Genomic DNA, 15,761 nt, shown 5'->3' on the forward strand with positions numbered 1-15,761 from the left:
TATCATCGTGAGTGTTGGCCTGCCTGGGCCATTGAGCGAGGGAGGACCAACGTGGCTGAGCCGTGGCTGTCCGCAGACGACATCGCCGCCCACCTCGGGGTCACCAAAGACACCGTCTACACCTGGATCGCCGAGAAGGCCATGCCCGCCCACAAGGTCGGACGCCTCTGGAAGTTCCAAGCCAGCGAGATCGACGACTGGGTGCGTGCGGGCGCGGCGGCCAGCGACGACGAGACCGCTCAGCAGCCCACGCAAATGTCAGCGGTCACTCCTACGATCGTGACGACGAGCACGGGAAGGGGAGACGATGACGCTGAGTGAAGCCCAGCGCTTGGTGAAGTCTAAGCAGCGCGTTGCCGATCACGGCGAGGTGTTTACGCCGGGGTGGATGGTCGAGGACATGCTCGATCTCGTTAAGCATGAGTCCGAGCGGATCGACTCTCGCGTGCTCGAACCCGCCTGCGGCTCCGGCAACTTCCTTGTCCCAGTCCTAGCTCGCAAGCTCGTCACCGTCCAACTTCGCCACGGCAAAAGCGAGTTTGAGAGGCGTCACTACGCTCTATTTGCGCTGATGTGCACGTACGGCATCGAGCTCCTCGCAGACAACGCCGAGGAGTGCCGCGACAATCTCGCCGAGGTATTCAACACCTTCCTAGGTATCAGCGACGACGACCAGTGGGCGCAAGCGGCACGCGCGGTCCTAGCCGTGAACATCGTGCAGGGCGATGCCTTGACCATGACCGTGCCAAGCGGTCAACCGATTACCTTTCCTGAGTGGGGCTACCTCGGCAAGGGGAAGTTCCAGAGGCGCGACTTCCGCTACGACGACCTCACCCAGCGCGCCTCGTACGAGGGGACTCTGTTCGGCGAACTCGACGACGACGACCTGTTCGTGCCCGCGCAGACCTATCCGACGATGACCTTCAGCCAGATCGCCGAGGCCGCCGCGTGACCCTTGCACCTTTCACTCTCCGAGGGCACAACCCGGATGTCTTGACCTGCATCGCGAATCTCTCCAACGATGAGGTCTTCACCCCGCCCGAGTTCGCGAACCAGATGCTCGACACGCTTGCCACCGCGTGGGCAGACGCGAACAACGGCGCGGACATCTGGGCCAACCCCGATGTCACCTTCCTCGACCCGTTCACCAAGTCCGGGGTGTTCCTCCGCGAGATCGTGCGTCGGCTCACCGACGGACTGATCCTGACGATCCCCGACCTCGCCCAGCGCGTCGATCACATCCTCACCCATCAGGTCTTCGGCATCGGGATAACCCAGCTCACGGCGCTGCTCGCGCGTCGGAGCGTCTACTGCTCGAAGTTCGCCAACGGCCCGCACTCGATCGCCACGTCATTCACGACCGAGGACGGCAACATCTGGTTCGAGCGCACCGAGCACACCTGGGGCGGTGGTAAACGCGAGTTCCGCGTCGATCCGCTCACGAGTGAAGAGATCGCTGTCTACACCAACCGCAAGTGTGTCTACTGCGGGGCGGGCGAGGACGACTACGCACGGGGCGACGAACTTGAGACTCACGCCTACGCCTTCATCCATACCGACGACATCAAAGCTCGCATCGCGGAGCTGTTTGGAGACAACATGCAGTTCGACGTCATCATCGGCAATCCGCCCTATCAGCTCAGCGATGGTGGCTACGGCACGTCTGCCGCGCCGATCTACCAGATGTTCGTAGAGAAGGCACTTGGGCTCGATCCACGCTTCGCCGTCTTCGTCACACCGTCTCGGTGGTTTGCAGGCGGCAAGGGTCTCGATGAGTACCGCAAGAAGATGCTCTCCGATCACCGCATGCACGACATCGTCGACTACCCAAAGCTCTACGAGGCCTTCCCGGGCGTGAAGATCAGAGGTGGCGTCTCGTACTTTCTTTGGGACCGCGAGCATGACGGACCTTGCACGATCCAGACAATGTGGGACGGGCAGCCGGTGGGTGAAAAGGCCACGCGATACCTCGACGCCTACGATGTGCTGGTCCGTCGGAATGAAGCGGTTCCGATCCTCGACAAGGTTCGGGCGCTCGCTGAGCCAACGCTCGACTCGCGGGTGTCGAGCCGCAAGCCTTTCGGACTGCCTACCAACTTTCACGGTAAGCCAAGCCCCACTGCCCTCAAGGCTCCGGTGGAACTTTTCGGCTCGCGGAGGGTGAGCTGGGTGGATCGTGCAGAGATTCCGCTCAACGACTCCTGGGTTGATGAGTGGAAGGTGCTCATGACCGCAGTGCAAGGCACGAGCGCTGCGATTGAAACCAAGTTCCTCTCGCGCCCGATTCTCGCGGGTCCAGGCACCGCGTGCAGCGAGACGTATCTTGTCGCTGGCCGGTTCGAGATCGAGGAGGAGGCTCGGCGCTACGCCGGGTACCTGCGGACGCGCTTTGTCCGGTTCCTTGTGTCGTTGCGGAAGTCCACTCAGCACGCCACCAAGGACGTTTACTCATTCGTGCCTGACGTCCCGCTCGACCAGGACTGGACTGATGCTCTCCTCTACGAGCGCTACGGACTAACTGGCGACGAGATTGCCTTCATCGAGTCGCAGGTCGCTGCCCACGACGACACCCTCTTGGACGAGGACGGGGCCGACGACAGCGATGAGTAGGGACATCGACGAACTGCTTCCTGAGAAGCCGGAGGCTCGGCTGCGCATCTACGCGTGGTCGCCGAACGATCCGCCAGCTGGATACGCGGGACTCCTCAAGGTGGGACAGACGACGAAGGCGGATGTGAACACGCGCATCCGCGAGTCTCAGGGGCAGATGCAGCAGACCTACACGCTGCACGTTGATGAACTCGCCGAACGTGACGACGGATCGGTGTTCCGTGACTCTGATGTGCGCCAACGGCTGATCGACAAGGGCTTCGAGAACCCGATCTTCGGCTCAGCGCGAGAGTGGATGCGCTGTACCCCAGACGATGTGCGCACGGCGATCACAGAGCTTCGCGCCGGCGTGAAACTTAGCGGCACCCACCACGAGACGTTCCCGATGCGTCCGGAACAGGCCAGCGCCGTGGACAAGGCTGAGGGCTACTACGAGTCGATCTGGGCCGAGGATTCCCAGGCGGTGCCGCGGTTCCTGTGGAACGCCAAGATGCGCTTCGGAAAGACCTTCGCCTCCTATCAGCTCGCAAAGCGGCTCGGCGCGAGGCGCATCCTCGTGGTGACCTTCAAGCCTGCGGTGGAGGACGCCTGGCAGAGCGACCTGGAGTCTCACGCTGACTTCGACGGCTGGCAGTACCTCTCCTCGGCTACCGGGGGTAGCCCGGACGATGCCGACAAGACGAGACCGCTGGTCTACTTCGGCTCGTTCCAGGACCTGCTCGGGCGCGACCGGAAGACCGGGCTCATCAAAGCGAAGAACGAGTGGGTCCACACCACCAACTGGGACCTCGTAATCTTCGACGAGTACCACTTCGGTGCCTGGCGAGAGTCCGCCAAGGAGCTGTTCGAGGGCGAGGACGAGAAGGTCAAGCAGAAGGAACTGGCCGCCGAGTACAACGACGGCCTCGTGGCCTTCGACGAGGAGCTTGACGAGCTCGGCAGCGACGAGGACGACTTCCTGCCGATCACCACCCGCGCCTACCTGTACCTGTCGGGCACGCCGTTCAAGGCGCTGGCAACCGGTGAGTTCATCGAGGAGCAAATCTTCAACTGGACCTACACCGACGAGCAGCGCGCCAAGGCCGAGTACGCTGTCGCGCATCCGGACGCGTGGAACCCGTACGGGGCACTCCCGGAGATGCGCCTGTTCACCTACCAGATGCCCGACGAGCTCATCGCCGTCGCGAATCAGGGCGAGTTCGACGAGTTCGACCTCAACGAGTTCTTCGAGGCAAAGGGCATCGGCAAGGACGCCGAGTTCACGCACAAGACCGACGTGCAGAAGTGGCTCGACCTCATCCGCGGCGCTCACCTACCCACGCAGGTCGACGCGATGCGAATGGGCACCCGCCCGCCCTTTCCGTACTCCGACGTCCGGCTCCTGCCTTACCTCCAGCACTCGTTCTGGTTCCTACCCAACGTTGCTGCCTGCGAGGCAATGTCGAACCTGCTCGCGGAGAAGCAGAACGTGTTCTGGCACGACTACCAGGTCCTTGTCGTCGCGGGTGCCGGCGCGGGCATCGGGCTGGATGCCCTTCCACCGGTACGGGCGGCGATCGGCGACGGCCACGACACGAAGACGATCACCCTGTCCTGCGGCAAGCTCACCACAGGCGTCACCGTCAAACAGTGGTCCTCGATCCTGATGCTGCGCAACCTCAACTCGCCCGAGACCTATTTCCAGGCAGCGTTCCGCGTGCAGTCACCTTGGTCGATCAAGAATCCCGACGGAGACAACCCGAGCGCCGAGGCCGTACTCAAGCCGGTGTGCTTCGTGTTCGACTTCGCGCCGACCCGGGCGCTACGTCAGATCGCCGACTACGGTGCCGGTCTGTCACCAGAGACGCCGAACCCGGAGCAGGCCGTCGAGGAACTCGTGAAGTTCCTGCCCGTCTTGGCCTACGACGGGTCGAACATGACCCAGGTCGATGCCGGCGGCATCCTCGACATCGCCATGTCGGGCACCTCCGCAACCCTCCTGGCCCGCAAGTGGGAGTCCGCGATCCTCGTCAACGTCGACAACGACACCCTGCGCAAGATCATGAACAACCCCGACGCCCTCAGCGCCGTCATGAACATCGAAGGCTTCCGCGCACTCGGCAACGACATCTTCGAGACCGTCGTGAACAAGAGCGACGCCGTGAAGAAGGCTAAGAAGGAGAAGGGCGACGACATCACTCCGGCGGAGAAAAAGGAGCTCACAGCGGAGGAGAAGGAGTACAAGTCCAAGCGAAAGCAGATTCAGGAGAAGCTGGTCAAGTTCGCCACCCGCATCCCAGCGTTCATGTACCTGACCGACTTCCGCGAGAACACGCTCCAGGATGTCATTACCAAACTCGAACCCGGACTGTTCCGCACCGTCACCGGCCTGACCGTCGAGGACTTCCACCTTCTCGTGAACCTCGGCGTCTTCAATGCCACCCACATGAACCAGGCTGTCTTCGCCTTCCGCCGCTACGAAGACTCGTCCCTGTCCTACACCGGGATCGAGTCCCACAAGGGGCTGCGGCGCTACGGCCTCTACGACACCGTGGTGGCCGTAGATGACGACGCCATCGCCTGACCACCTACCAGCCTTACCGAGAGAATCCACATGTCGTTCCAGACCCCGCGCAGCATCGAGGAGATGCTGACCGCTATCCACAAGCGCGAGTACCTGATGCCTGCGATCCAGCGAGAGTTCGTCTGGGGTGCCGATCAGATCACCAAGCTCGTCGATAGCCTCATGCGCGGGTACCCCGTCGGGTCCTTCCTGCTCTGGGACGTCAAGCCTGAAACCGCGCAGTCGTACACGTTCTACGAGTTCCTGACGAACTACCACGAGCGCGATAACCCCTACGCGGACAAGGCGACTGTTCCCGCCGGGAGCGGTACGACGGCGGTGCTCGATGGACAGCAGCGGCTCACCTCCCTGAACATCGCGCTGTACGGCAGTTTCGCGGAGAAGAAGAAGTACGCGTGGTGGAACAGTGCGGACGCGTTTCCCGTCAAACGCCTCTACCTCAACCTCGTCGACGAGCCCGACGATGAGGAACTCGGCACGAAGTACGACCTGCGGTTCCTCACCGACCGGGAGGCCTCCCCGGCGGACGGCGAGGCAGACAAGTGGTTCCGGGTCGGAGCAGTCCTCGATCTCGCCAGCGCCGGCCCTGCGATCATGCGCGAGCTGGAGCAACGGGGCATCGCCGGATCGGCTGACGCGTTCCAGCGGCTCTACGACCTGTACGAGGCGGTGCGGGTTCTCAAGCCGATGAACTACTTCCTGGTCACCGATCAGGACGCCGACAAGGTGCTCGAAATCTTCGTCCGCGTCAACAGCGGCGGCACCACGCTCTCCTACTCCGATCTGCTGCTGTCGATGGCGACGAACCAGTGGCAAGAGCTGGATGCTCGTGAGGAAGTCCGCTCGCTGGTCTCCGAGATCAACAGCAACGCCGGCCGCCAGTTCTCGTTCTCCAAGGATGTGGTGCTGAAGACCGCGCTGACGATCGCGGACGTGGATGTGCGGTTCAAGGTCACCAACTTCACCCAAGGGAACATGGCCAAGGTGGAGGCAGCCTGGCCGCAGATCAAGGGGGCCTTGCTGCGTGCTGCGACGCTGCTTCAGCAGTTCGGGTACAACGAGCGCAACCTCACCGCGAACAGTGTGATCGTCCCGGTCGCGCACTACCTGCACTTGCGGGGTGCGGGCGACTCGTACCTCGATTCCACTGCTGACGCCGCCGACAGGCTCGCCCTTCAACGGTGGGTGACCCGCTCGCTGGTCAAGCGCGGCATCTGGGGGTCGGGGCTCGACACGCTCCTCACCCGCATCCGCGATGTCCTCCGCACCAACTCGACGAACGGCTTCCCGGTTGCGGCGGTCGAGGAGGCGATGGCGGCCGTCGGCAAGAGCCTCGCGTTCGACAACGCCGAGATCGACGAACTGCTCAACCTCAAGTACGCCGGCCAGCGAACGTTCTCCGTCCTCTCGGTCCTGTACCCCGGGCTGGACTTGAGCAAGAAGTTCCACGAAGACCACATCTTCCCCAAGTCACGGTTCACCAAGAAGAAGCTCCTCGACGCCGGGATTCCGCTCGACAGCATCGATGACTACCTCGCGGCCGTGAACCTCCTGCCGAACCTCCAGCTGCTCGCCGGGACCGCCAACATCGAGAAGCAAGACGGCCTACCTGCGCAGTGGATTGACACCGCCTTCCCGAGCGAGGACAAGCGAGCCACCTACCTCACCGAGAACGACCTCGACGGCCTTCCGCTCGATCTGGCCGACTTCACATCGTTCTTCGAGGAGCGCAAGCAGCGAATCCGGACCCGCCTACTCGCCGCTCTGGGAACAACACCGGGCGCACCGGAGGAAGCGGCTCTCTCCTAGCCCAGGCTCACGCGGCGAGCAGCGACAGTGCGGACACGGCCTGGAGAGGTAGCACGCCGTTGCCGAGCGCGGTGAGCTGCTGGTTCTGCGTCAGGTCGTCGCTGTCCGCAACCCACCCAATCGGGAGGCCCATGAGCCATTCGACGAATGCTGGTGCCGGGCGGGGGCCCTCCGCGTAGTTCAGGAGGGCTGGCGCTGGCGCGGGGCGTCCGGTGATGTGTTCCCAGCGGGTGATGGCGTCGGCATAGCGTCCCCAGCGCTGAACAGTCCGTCGATCAGGGACCACAGCGTCTCCGATTCGCCTCGCCTGTTCGGTGAGCCAGCCGGTCCGTGGAGCGCGAAGTCGATGATCTGGTGCGACAGGGCGATCGTCCCGCGCCTCGCTCGCACCTGGTCGAGCGTTTCTCCACCGCGCGATGAGTCCGTCGCCAGCGGAGTGCGGAACAGTGCGCCGGGCGAGGGCGAAGATGCGGAAGCGTTGGTGGGGAGCGCCGACAAGGGAAGCCGGTAGGCCGATCCATCGTGCATCCAGCCGCAGGTCGGCCAGATCGCCGAGAACGGCGCCGAGAGCCCGTAGAGGTCGAGCTGCGTTGTCTCCCAGACGCCACGGGTCGGGTTCCAGGATGCGAAGGGTTGCGTCATCGGGGGTTGCGTCGCCGGGGTTGCGTCGTTCATTGTCGTCTCCTTCTGCGGGTGGCCGCGTTGCGGGTGAGGACAGCAGCCCGCGGACGTTCTCGATGACGACCCATTCGGGCTGGAGCGCGTCGATGGCTATGGCCATGTGCGCCCACAGACCCGAGCGCGTGCCAGGAGCGAGGCCGGCGCGCTTGCCGACGGTGGACACGTCTTGGCATGGGAACCCTCCGATGAGGATGTCCACAGGCTCGACATGACGCCAGTCGATGGCCGTGATGTCACCGAGGTTCGGTGCGTCGGGCCAGTGGTGGGAGAAGACGCGAGCGACGGGCGCGTTGAGTTCGGAGAACCACACGGTCGTGGCGTTGAATACGTGCTCGACGGCGAGGTCGAGGCCGCCGTAGCCGCTGAACAGCGAGCCGATCCTGAGTCGTGATTCGCCGCTGGCGTCAAGGTCGTGCATAAGGTCTGCTCCGGTGACGGTCGTCCCCGGCATCCGTGCCTCGTCGAGAACTGATGCCGAGCTGGTCACCTGTCAGGTGCACGGCTCCGCCACGCGCTCGCTGCTCGACCGAGCACCGAGCGACTCCGCCAGACGCCACGGCTTCCGGTCTCTGCTCGGCCCCGTTCGAGGTCACACGCGTCTTGCAGATCGAGGTTGAGCGGGCATTCCCGCGGCCGAGATCACCGGGTGCGGGTGCTCACCTGCTCGGCAGGAGCGGAGGCGAGCATGACGGTTTCGATGCGTGTGATGTCGGCGGGTGACGGCTACAAGTACCTGCTCAAGACGGTTGCGGCAGCCGACGGGAACAGGCCACTCTCCACGCCGCTCACTCGCTACTACATGGAGGAAGGCACCCCGCCTGGTCGTTGGCTCGGCGCGGGCGTAGCGGCCCTCGGTAAGGGCGAGATTCAGGTGGGTGACCGAGTATCGGAGCACCAGCTCCAGCTCCTGATGGGGACTGGCCATGATCCGATCACCGATGAGCCGCTCGGTCGTGCCTTCCCGACCTACAAGAGCCAGGACGAGCGGATCGAGGCGCGGATCGCCGACCTCGACCCGACGATGACGCCTGGGGCCAAGGGTGAGGCAGTCGCGCAGATCGTTGCCGAGGAGACTGCCCGGAGCACGCGACGCGCGGTGGCGGGCTTCGACTTCACCTTCTCCATCCCGAAGTCAGCATCAGTGCTGTGGGCCGTCGCCGATGCCGGAGTGCAGGCACTGATCGCCGAGGCACATCATCGAGCGGTTGCGGAGGTGGTTGCGTTCATGGAACGTGAGGTTGCAGCCACCCGCACGGGCGCAACAGCCGGGGACGGCGCGGTTGCGCAGGTCGATGTCACCGGGCTCATCGCGACCGCATTCGATCACTTCGACTCCCGCGCCGGCGACCCCCACCTCCACACGCACGTCGTCATCAGCAACAAGGCCAAGACCGTCCTCGATGGCAAGTGGCGCTCGCTCGACGGCAGACCGATGCACGCCGCCGTCGTCGCGCTCTCCGAACTACACGAAGCCGTGTTCGCCGACCACATGACCCGAACATTCGGCGTCTCCTGGGAAGCGCGCGAGATGGGCCGCGACCGGAACCCAGCATGGGCGATCACCGGCGTGCCGGAGGAGCTGGTCGCGGAGTTCTCCACCCGCGCCCGCCACATCGACGCGGAGAAGAACCGGCTCATCGACGAGTACGTTGCCCAGCACGGACGCCAACCATCGAACGCGACGATCCTCAAACTGCGAGCCCAAGCCACACTCACGACCCGCCCCGAGAAGCAGGTCCGATCCCTTGCCGACCTGACCGCCGAGTGGCGAACGCGAGCGAGCAAGACCCTGGGCCAGGACGCGACGTCGTGGGTGCGCGAGGTCACCGACAACTACAAGCCGATGCTCCTGCGTGCCGACGACGTGCCGCTCGACGTGATCGGCGAGCTGGGGCGCACGGTCGTCGAGGTGGTCGGTGAGAAGCGGTCGACCTGGCGGCGATGGAATCTCATGGCCGAGGCATCCCGGCAGACGATGGGGTGGCGGTTCGCCACCATGCAGGACCGGGAAGCGATCGTCCCGATGATCGCTGACGCCGCCGAGCTCGTCTCGCTGCGCCTGACCCCACCCGAGCTCGCCGCCTCCCCGATCGTGTTCCGCCGGCCCGACGGCACCTCGGTGTTCCGTCCGAAAAGCTCGACCGTGTTCACCTCCGAGTCCCAGCTCGCTGCCGAAGACAGACTCCTCGAACGAGCCGCCAACCTCGGCGGGCCGACGGTGCCGCTGGCAACCGTTGAAAAGATCACGCGCAGACCCGACGCGGATGGCCGGATGCTCGGCGACGACCAAGCAGAGGCGGTGATCCGCATCGCGGTGTCAGGACGGATGCTCGACGTGCTGATCGGCCCCGCCGGGGCGGGCAAGACCACCGCCATGAACGCGCTCCGCCGAGCGTGGGAAGCCGAACACGGCACCGGGTCCGTCGTCGGGCTCGCGCCGTCAGCGGTCGCTGCCCAGGTCCTCGCCGACGATCTCGGGATCGCGACGGAGAACACCGCGAAGTGGTGGCAGAACCACCTCATCCACGCCACCAGGTTCGAGGCGGGCCAGCTCGTCATCATCGACGAAGCATCCCTCGCCGGCACCCTGTCACTGGACCGAATCACCCACCTCGCTCAAGACGCGGGTGCGAAGGTGTTGCTGGTCGGCGACTATGCCCAACTGCAATCCGTGGACGCCGGCGGAGCGTTCGCGATGATCGCCAGAGACCGGTCCGACACCCCCGAACTGGTCGATGTTCACCGCTTCACCCACGCCTGGGAGAAGACCGCCTCACTCGAGCTACGCCACGGGCGCACCCCGGCCATCGACACCTACCTCACACACGAGCGCATCCAGGACGGCGACGGCGAGGCCATGACCGATGCCGCCTACAATGCCTGGCGCGCCGACCGCGACGCGGGGCTGGTGTCGGTGCTGATCGCCGAGACCCATGAAGACGTGACCGCGCTGAACGGTCGCGCCCGCGCCGACCTGATCCTCAACAGGACGCTGAACCCCGACCGCGAAGTCGAGCTGCGAGACGGGACCGCCGCAGGCGTCGGCGACACCATCATCACGCGACTCAACAACCGGAACCTCCGCACCCTGGCCGGTCGGGACTGGGTGCGCAACGGCGACATCTGGACCGTCACCGCCGTCGGCGACGACGGGACCATCACCATCGCACGCGACTACGGGACTGGCACCACCATTCGCGACGACGGCACCATAAGGGCTCGCAGGCGTGGCCGCAGGTTCGGCGGCAGCATCCTCCTTCCAGCGGGGTATGTGGCCGAGCATGTCGATCTCGGCTAGCCGAGGTGCCCCAAACGCACTCACCTGTGATCGTGCGCGTATGCGCAACCCCAGTCTACCGCTGTGGAGCGGGGCGGGCTGGTTACAGGCTGCGCCCTGGATCGTGTGGGCCTGGGCCGGAGCGGTCTTGCCAGGGGTTCGGGAACGGGTCGAAACCGTCATTGATGGCTTGTTCGCGGCGCTTCACAGCATCGGTCGCGGGAGCGTCGCGCCGGGCGTGTGCGCGGGTGGCGACTTCGTCGGCGATGTAGCGGTGGCGTGGCAGGAGTTGCCCTGTCGGGTAGGTGGCGGTGAGCAGGTCGATGCACTCCTGGGCGTTGATGTAGCCGAGCCGGTTGAACAGCAGCGCGGCGTCGTCGAGGTCGCGGTCGTCGCGGGAGGCGTGCAGCTTCATCGCCAGCAGATACTCCGGCGAGGGCACCTGCACCAGCAGCGACTCCGACTCGAACACCGTGTGCGGGTGCTCGTCCGAGCCGGGCAGGAATCCCTTGGCGGCGTCGTTGAGCCAGTCCGGTTCCAGCCCGTGCGGGCCGCTCATCTCCTCCGCGATCCGCCTGACCTCGGGCGCGGGAACGAACAGGGCGTCCACGTCACGGGTCAGCCGGTCGGCGTCGTAGGCGAGGGCCATCGCCGCCCCGCCGACCACGAACAACTGCGCAGACACTCCGGCTGCTGCGAGCCGGTCGGACAGCTCACCGAACAGGGCGCGTACCCCGTCCGCGTCGAGCTGCCCGGCCTGGGTCATGCCCTCGCCAGGGAACGGGAGGTGATGAGAATCCCGCGCCGCCGGAACGCCCCGGGGCTCTCCCGGTCGGCCTCGGCGCGGAAGATCGCCGGAACTGCCGGGTACCAACCAGCGGTGCGCCGCGATGGGTCTTGCGCCCAGGCCGGGGTGGGCCAGCCGTCACGCTCAGCAAGATGCTCGGCGAGCGCGGCGAACGCGGCATCGACCTCGACAGAGCCAGTACGGGGCGGCTCGTCAGCAAACACCCCGGCCGCGAGGTCGGGGCCACCACGCCGGAGCGCGGAGGTGTAGTCATCCAGGGTTTGGAGGACGCCGAGCCGCCAGCACACATCGAGGGCTTCGCCGTCGTTGACGAGGGTGCGACAGACGGCAGCGTTGGTCGCGGCGGTGTGCCGCACCCCCACGCTCGGGTTGAGCGCGGTCTCGGGTGTCGTGCGGGCAACATCGAGCAGCGCGCCTACCGACAGCACTTCGCCTTGGAACACCACGACCGTCGCCTCCCTTCTCCACTCTTATTCTCTCAGACCCGCACGCGGAAGTCTCGGGGCTACAGCCTGCGTGCTGGCCCGTCACGGTGCGGGTCGGCGCGGTGGGGGTCGTGCTCGAACGGGTCGTGGAGTTGCCGTGCCCGTTCTGCTGCTCGTTGCCGGGCGTGCTCCTGCTCGGCGCGCTTGGCCTCGATGCGTTCTGCCGCCTCGGTGACGGGGAGGCTGCGCAGCTCGTCGGCTTCGGCTCGGATCAGGGCGGCTCGGGTGCGGGCATCTTGGGCGTTGCGGTGGGGGTTGGTCATGCGCATGCCAAGGTGGTCGCGGCGGGCTCGTTCGGCCCCGTACTCGCTGACCAGCAGCGCCAGGTGTTCCTGCTCGTGACGCTCCTGTACCGTCTCCCTGCTCGTTCGTGCTGTCGCCACGGTCTGCGCGGCGTCGGCCACGCGCGGGTCGACCTCGGCGCGTCTTGTGGCAACCCTGCTCGCCCACTCGGGGAGACGGTCGGGGCCAGTCGGGGTGGTGCCCCATTCGGTGCTGACCTGTCCGCGCAGCTCTTGTGTGCGTCCGGTCGCGGCGCGGTGTGCGGCACGGGCCTTGCGCCTGCCGAACCGCCCCACGGTGGCAAGTCGGACGCGGGCGGCGGCTTCGTCCTCGACGGCGGCGAGGTAGGCGGCGCCGTCGGTCTCGGCCCGGACGATGAGCGGCCCGGCGACTTCGGCACGCACTTGCCGGGCGGCTTCTTCGGCCGCGTGGAGCACAGCGGCGCTCTCGTCGTCCTCGGCTCGGTGGGTGGCGCGTTGTGCGTCGAGGCGTGCGGCGATCTGCTCCCACCGCTCCGCCTGCCGCTGGGCGCGCTCGGCTTCATGGTCGAGCCGTGCGAGTTCTTCGGTGACGAGTCGCACGGGGCCGTCTGCGACGAGTCCGCGCACGGCTTCGGTCGCTTGCTGGGTGGCGTGGTCGAGGCCCCGGTCTGCCGGGTCGCGTTCCATCGCCTCGATGAACTGCGCCCGCGCGTCGGCCACGTCTGCGGCAGCGACGTGGAGGCGGTTGGTGTCGCGGCCTCTCGTCATGCCGACGTAGACGCCTGCCGCGCTCGTCGCCTCCGACAGGATCGTGTGCGCGGCATCGACGGTTGCGCCCTGGACGCCGTAGGCAGTCGCCGCATACGACAGGTGCGCGTGCTCGGCCACGTACTCGCTTGGCAGGGCGACGGTGCGCAGATGCTTCCCTCCGATGCCGACCTCGCGGGCGTAGACGGTGCCGTCATCCTCGACGTGCTGGACGATCCATTGCTGCCGGTTCGCCACGCCCAGGTCGCTACTGTTCTTCCGCGTCTGGATCAGGTCACCAGCCCCGATGCTCAGCCCGTCGCTGCCGGTCGCCGTCACCGCGTCGTCGACCTCGCCTCGCTCGACACGCCCGGTACGGATGCGCTCGTTCAGCTCGGCGGCTTCGTCGTTCGTGGCGACCGTGATCGCCTCCCCGTCGTGGGAGTGGCCGGTGATGTGCTCGCGGGCCTGCTCCTCGTCGGCATGCAGGGTCACGAGGCCCATCGCGGCAAGGCGGTCGAACACGTCGCCGGGGTGCTCCCGGTCACGCATCGTTAGCGTGAGCGCCGCATAGTCGGGGTCGGTGAAGCGGTGCAGCTCCGCCATGTCGTAGGTGCGGCCGCGAATCTGGGCGGCCATGTCGAGCACCCCGCCACGACCGACAGCGGGCAACTGCGCCCGGTCGCCCACGAGCGCCACCGACGCTCCGGCCTCGGCAGTCACGTTCAGGAGTGCGTGTGCGGTGTCCTGGTCGAGCATCCCGGCTTCATCCACGATCACCCGCTCACCCCGAGCAAGCACGGCATCACGCGGCGGGGCCGTGTAGGCGCGTCCGGTGTCGGGGTCGAGGTCGCCGGGCTTCAGGCGTGTCCATACGCCGTCCTCGTTCCACCGCCACCCGTGCGCGTAGACGAGCGCGGCGACGCTGGTCGCCGGTACTCCGAGTTCGTCGTGTGCGACCTGCGCCGCTCGGAGGGTCGGTGCAACGACACGCGACGCTCTGCCGTGTTCGGCTGCAACCTCGATGGCGACGCCGAGCATGGTGGTCTTGCCCGCGCCCGCCGCGCCCTCCACGATCACCAGCGGATCGCGTGAGGCGACCGCGCCAGCGGCGACGGTCTGCCCGGCATCCAGGCCCGCCTTGCGTGCGGCCTCAGCAACGCTCGGATGCTTCGGCTCGTGCTCCGGCACGGCGGCGGTGAGCTGGTCGCGCAGCGCAGTCTCGGCGGCGAGGACTTGCACGCTCGTGAGATGCGCGACGTGCTCGGGTTGCACCATGCCCGGCGGCAGCACCGAGAAACAATCCGAGACGGCAAGCCCCGTCGCCAGCTCGATGAACTCCCGCAACTCCGCAGGCGTCGCTTGCACGCCCGCCTCAGTGGTAATGCGGGTGACGTGCTCTCGCACGGTGTGCGGTGTCCAGGTCGATGCCGCCGCCGCGCAGCGATCCAGCGCACGACTCGCGACCTGCTGCACGCTGAGGTCGTCCAGCGACGCCGACGCAACAGCGTCGCGGTGCTGCAAGGTGTCGGGGTCATAGCCGGCGTCTCGGAGTTCCTGCTGCCACCACTGCTCGTTCTTCAGGTCGGCGGGCTTCTTGCCGGGCCGCTGGAACGCCCACGCCGCGTCCTGCATCCTCGCCGTCAACGCCGGGCCGGGCGTCTCACTGGGATGCGCCTGATTCCACTCGACCTCCATACGTTGCAGGTTTCGTCTGATCTGCGCCGACCGCTTCGACATAGCGGCGTTGAACGGCTCCAACTCCGTCACTTCGCCGCTCACGGGGTCGAGGGTCAGGCCGTGCGCGGCGAGCGTGTCCGCGAGCTGCGGGTGCGCGGCGATCACCGCCGTGCCGAGGGCGCGGATCGCGCCCTGCTGCTGGAACAACGCTGCCGTGGTCAGTGCCCGCCACTTCCCGCCCGCCCACACCCTCGTGCCGATCTGGAAGTGGATATGCCGGTGCGGGTCACCCGCACGCGAGGTCTTGTGGCTGATGGCGACGGTCTGCATGTGCTCGATAGGCAGGACTTCCTGCTTGTCGCGTGGCCCCACCAGCGTGACCGAGTGCTGGCCGAGGAACCGTTGAATCTCCCGCGCCGCGTCCTGCTGCGCTCGGTCGAGGGCATCGGACACGTCGGGGTGGAGCGCGGCGGCCACCGACAACGACTTGGGAGCGTTGACCGTCATCTCCGCGAACAACGGCGACCCCCGACGCGCCTTGCCCGCCTTGCGCGGGGTGCCCATCGACTCGCCGGTGTCCGGGTTGATCCAATCGACCCACGCCTCGTATTCATCCGCTGAGAGTGACCGTGAGGCGGTGACCTCTCGCGTGCGGTCGATCACCGCGTACTCGGCCACGGCCTGGTCTGCGCCCAGGTAGTACTCGTCCGCGCGGGAGCGATCCGCCTCAACATAGGCGCGCGCGGCAGCACCGCTGCCGCGGAACAAGCGCACCCCGCCCTTCACCCTGGCCTCCCTCACGAGTCGTCTCGTGAGAGAGGTGCGCACTACGGCCCCG

10 protein-coding genes are annotated in these 15,761 nt (G+C 66.4%); 6 read left to right on the forward strand and 4 right to left on the reverse strand.

Going from position 1 to position 15,761, the window contains the following annotated elements; genetic code table 11:
• The first annotated feature begins 51 nt into the window (after positions 1–51).
• Genes P8192_RS00190 through P8192_RS00210 form a run of 5 tightly spaced genes read left to right on the forward strand, consistent with a single transcriptional unit; the run spans position 52 to position 6,982 of the window.
• On the forward strand, positions 52–321 hold the full coding sequence (locus P8192_RS00190; protein WP_198303544.1) for a helix-turn-helix domain-containing protein: 270 nt from the start codon (positions 52–54) through the stop codon (positions 319–321).
• Complete coding sequence (locus P8192_RS00195; protein ID WP_278157701.1) at positions 308–952, forward strand: N-6 DNA methylase; 645 nt, start codon at positions 308–310, stop codon at positions 950–952. Before P8192_RS00190 ends, P8192_RS00195 begins: the two co-directional genes overlap by 14 nt.
• Complete coding sequence (locus P8192_RS00200) at positions 949–2,610, forward strand: Eco57I restriction-modification methylase domain-containing protein (protein WP_278157702.1); 1,662 nt, start codon at positions 949–951, stop codon at positions 2,608–2,610. Before P8192_RS00195 ends, P8192_RS00200 begins: the two co-directional genes overlap by 4 nt.
• Positions 2,603–5,173 carry a GIY-YIG nuclease family protein gene (locus P8192_RS00205; protein WP_278157703.1) on the forward strand — a complete coding sequence of 857 codons (2,571 nt, stop codon included), beginning with the start codon at positions 2,603–2,605 and terminating at the stop codon, positions 5,171–5,173. The genes P8192_RS00200 and P8192_RS00205 overlap by 8 nt, the downstream gene beginning before the upstream one ends.
• Before the next feature lie 30 nt (positions 5,174–5,203).
• The gene (locus P8192_RS00210) at positions 5,204–6,982 is read left to right on the forward strand and encodes a DUF262 domain-containing protein (RefSeq protein WP_278157704.1); all 1,779 of its coding nucleotides are present in this window, start codon (positions 5,204–5,206) and stop codon (positions 6,980–6,982) included.
• A 7-nt stretch (positions 6,983–6,989) separates the two neighbouring features.
• Here P8192_RS00210 and P8192_RS00215 read toward each other — a convergent pair whose 3' ends face one another.
• Positions 6,990–8,081 (reverse strand): DNA cytosine methyltransferase, encoded by a 1,092-nt coding sequence (locus P8192_RS00215; protein WP_278157705.1) that lies wholly within the window; start codon positions 8,079–8,081, stop codon positions 6,990–6,992.
• Between the two features lie 267 nt (positions 8,082–8,348).
• On the opposite strand from P8192_RS00215, the gene mobF (P8192_RS00220) reads away from it, so the two are divergent.
• Positions 8,349–10,961 carry a MobF family relaxase gene (mobF, locus tag P8192_RS00220; RefSeq protein ID WP_278157706.1) on the forward strand — a complete coding sequence of 871 codons (2,613 nt, stop codon included), beginning with the start codon at positions 8,349–8,351 and terminating at the stop codon, positions 10,959–10,961.
• Positions 10,962–11,043: 82 nt separating this feature from the next.
• Here the strand turns inward: mobF (P8192_RS00220) and P8192_RS00225 are convergent, their stop codons facing one another.
• From P8192_RS00225 to mobF (P8192_RS00235), 3 genes are read right to left on the reverse strand one after another with little or no spacing between them, the layout of a single operon-like run.
• Positions 11,044–11,706, reverse strand: a complete 663-nt coding sequence (locus tag P8192_RS00225; protein WP_278157707.1) for a DUF6036 family nucleotidyltransferase — start codon at positions 11,704–11,706, stop codon at positions 11,044–11,046.
• Positions 11,703–12,194: a hypothetical protein gene (locus P8192_RS00230; protein WP_278157708.1), complete on the reverse strand. Its 492-nt coding sequence runs from the start codon at positions 12,192–12,194 to the stop codon at positions 11,703–11,705. Before P8192_RS00230 ends, P8192_RS00225 begins: the two co-directional genes overlap by 4 nt.
• Before the next feature lie 59 nt (positions 12,195–12,253).
• Positions 12,254–15,724 (reverse strand): MobF family relaxase, encoded by a 3,471-nt coding sequence (mobF, locus tag P8192_RS00235; protein ID WP_278157709.1) that lies wholly within the window; start codon positions 15,722–15,724, stop codon positions 12,254–12,256.
• Between the last annotated feature and the right edge of the window lie 37 nt (positions 15,725–15,761).

This window comes from Citricoccus muralis (genome assembly GCF_029637705.1).
Classification (GTDB): Bacteria; Actinomycetota; Actinomycetes; order Actinomycetales; family Micrococcaceae; genus CmP2.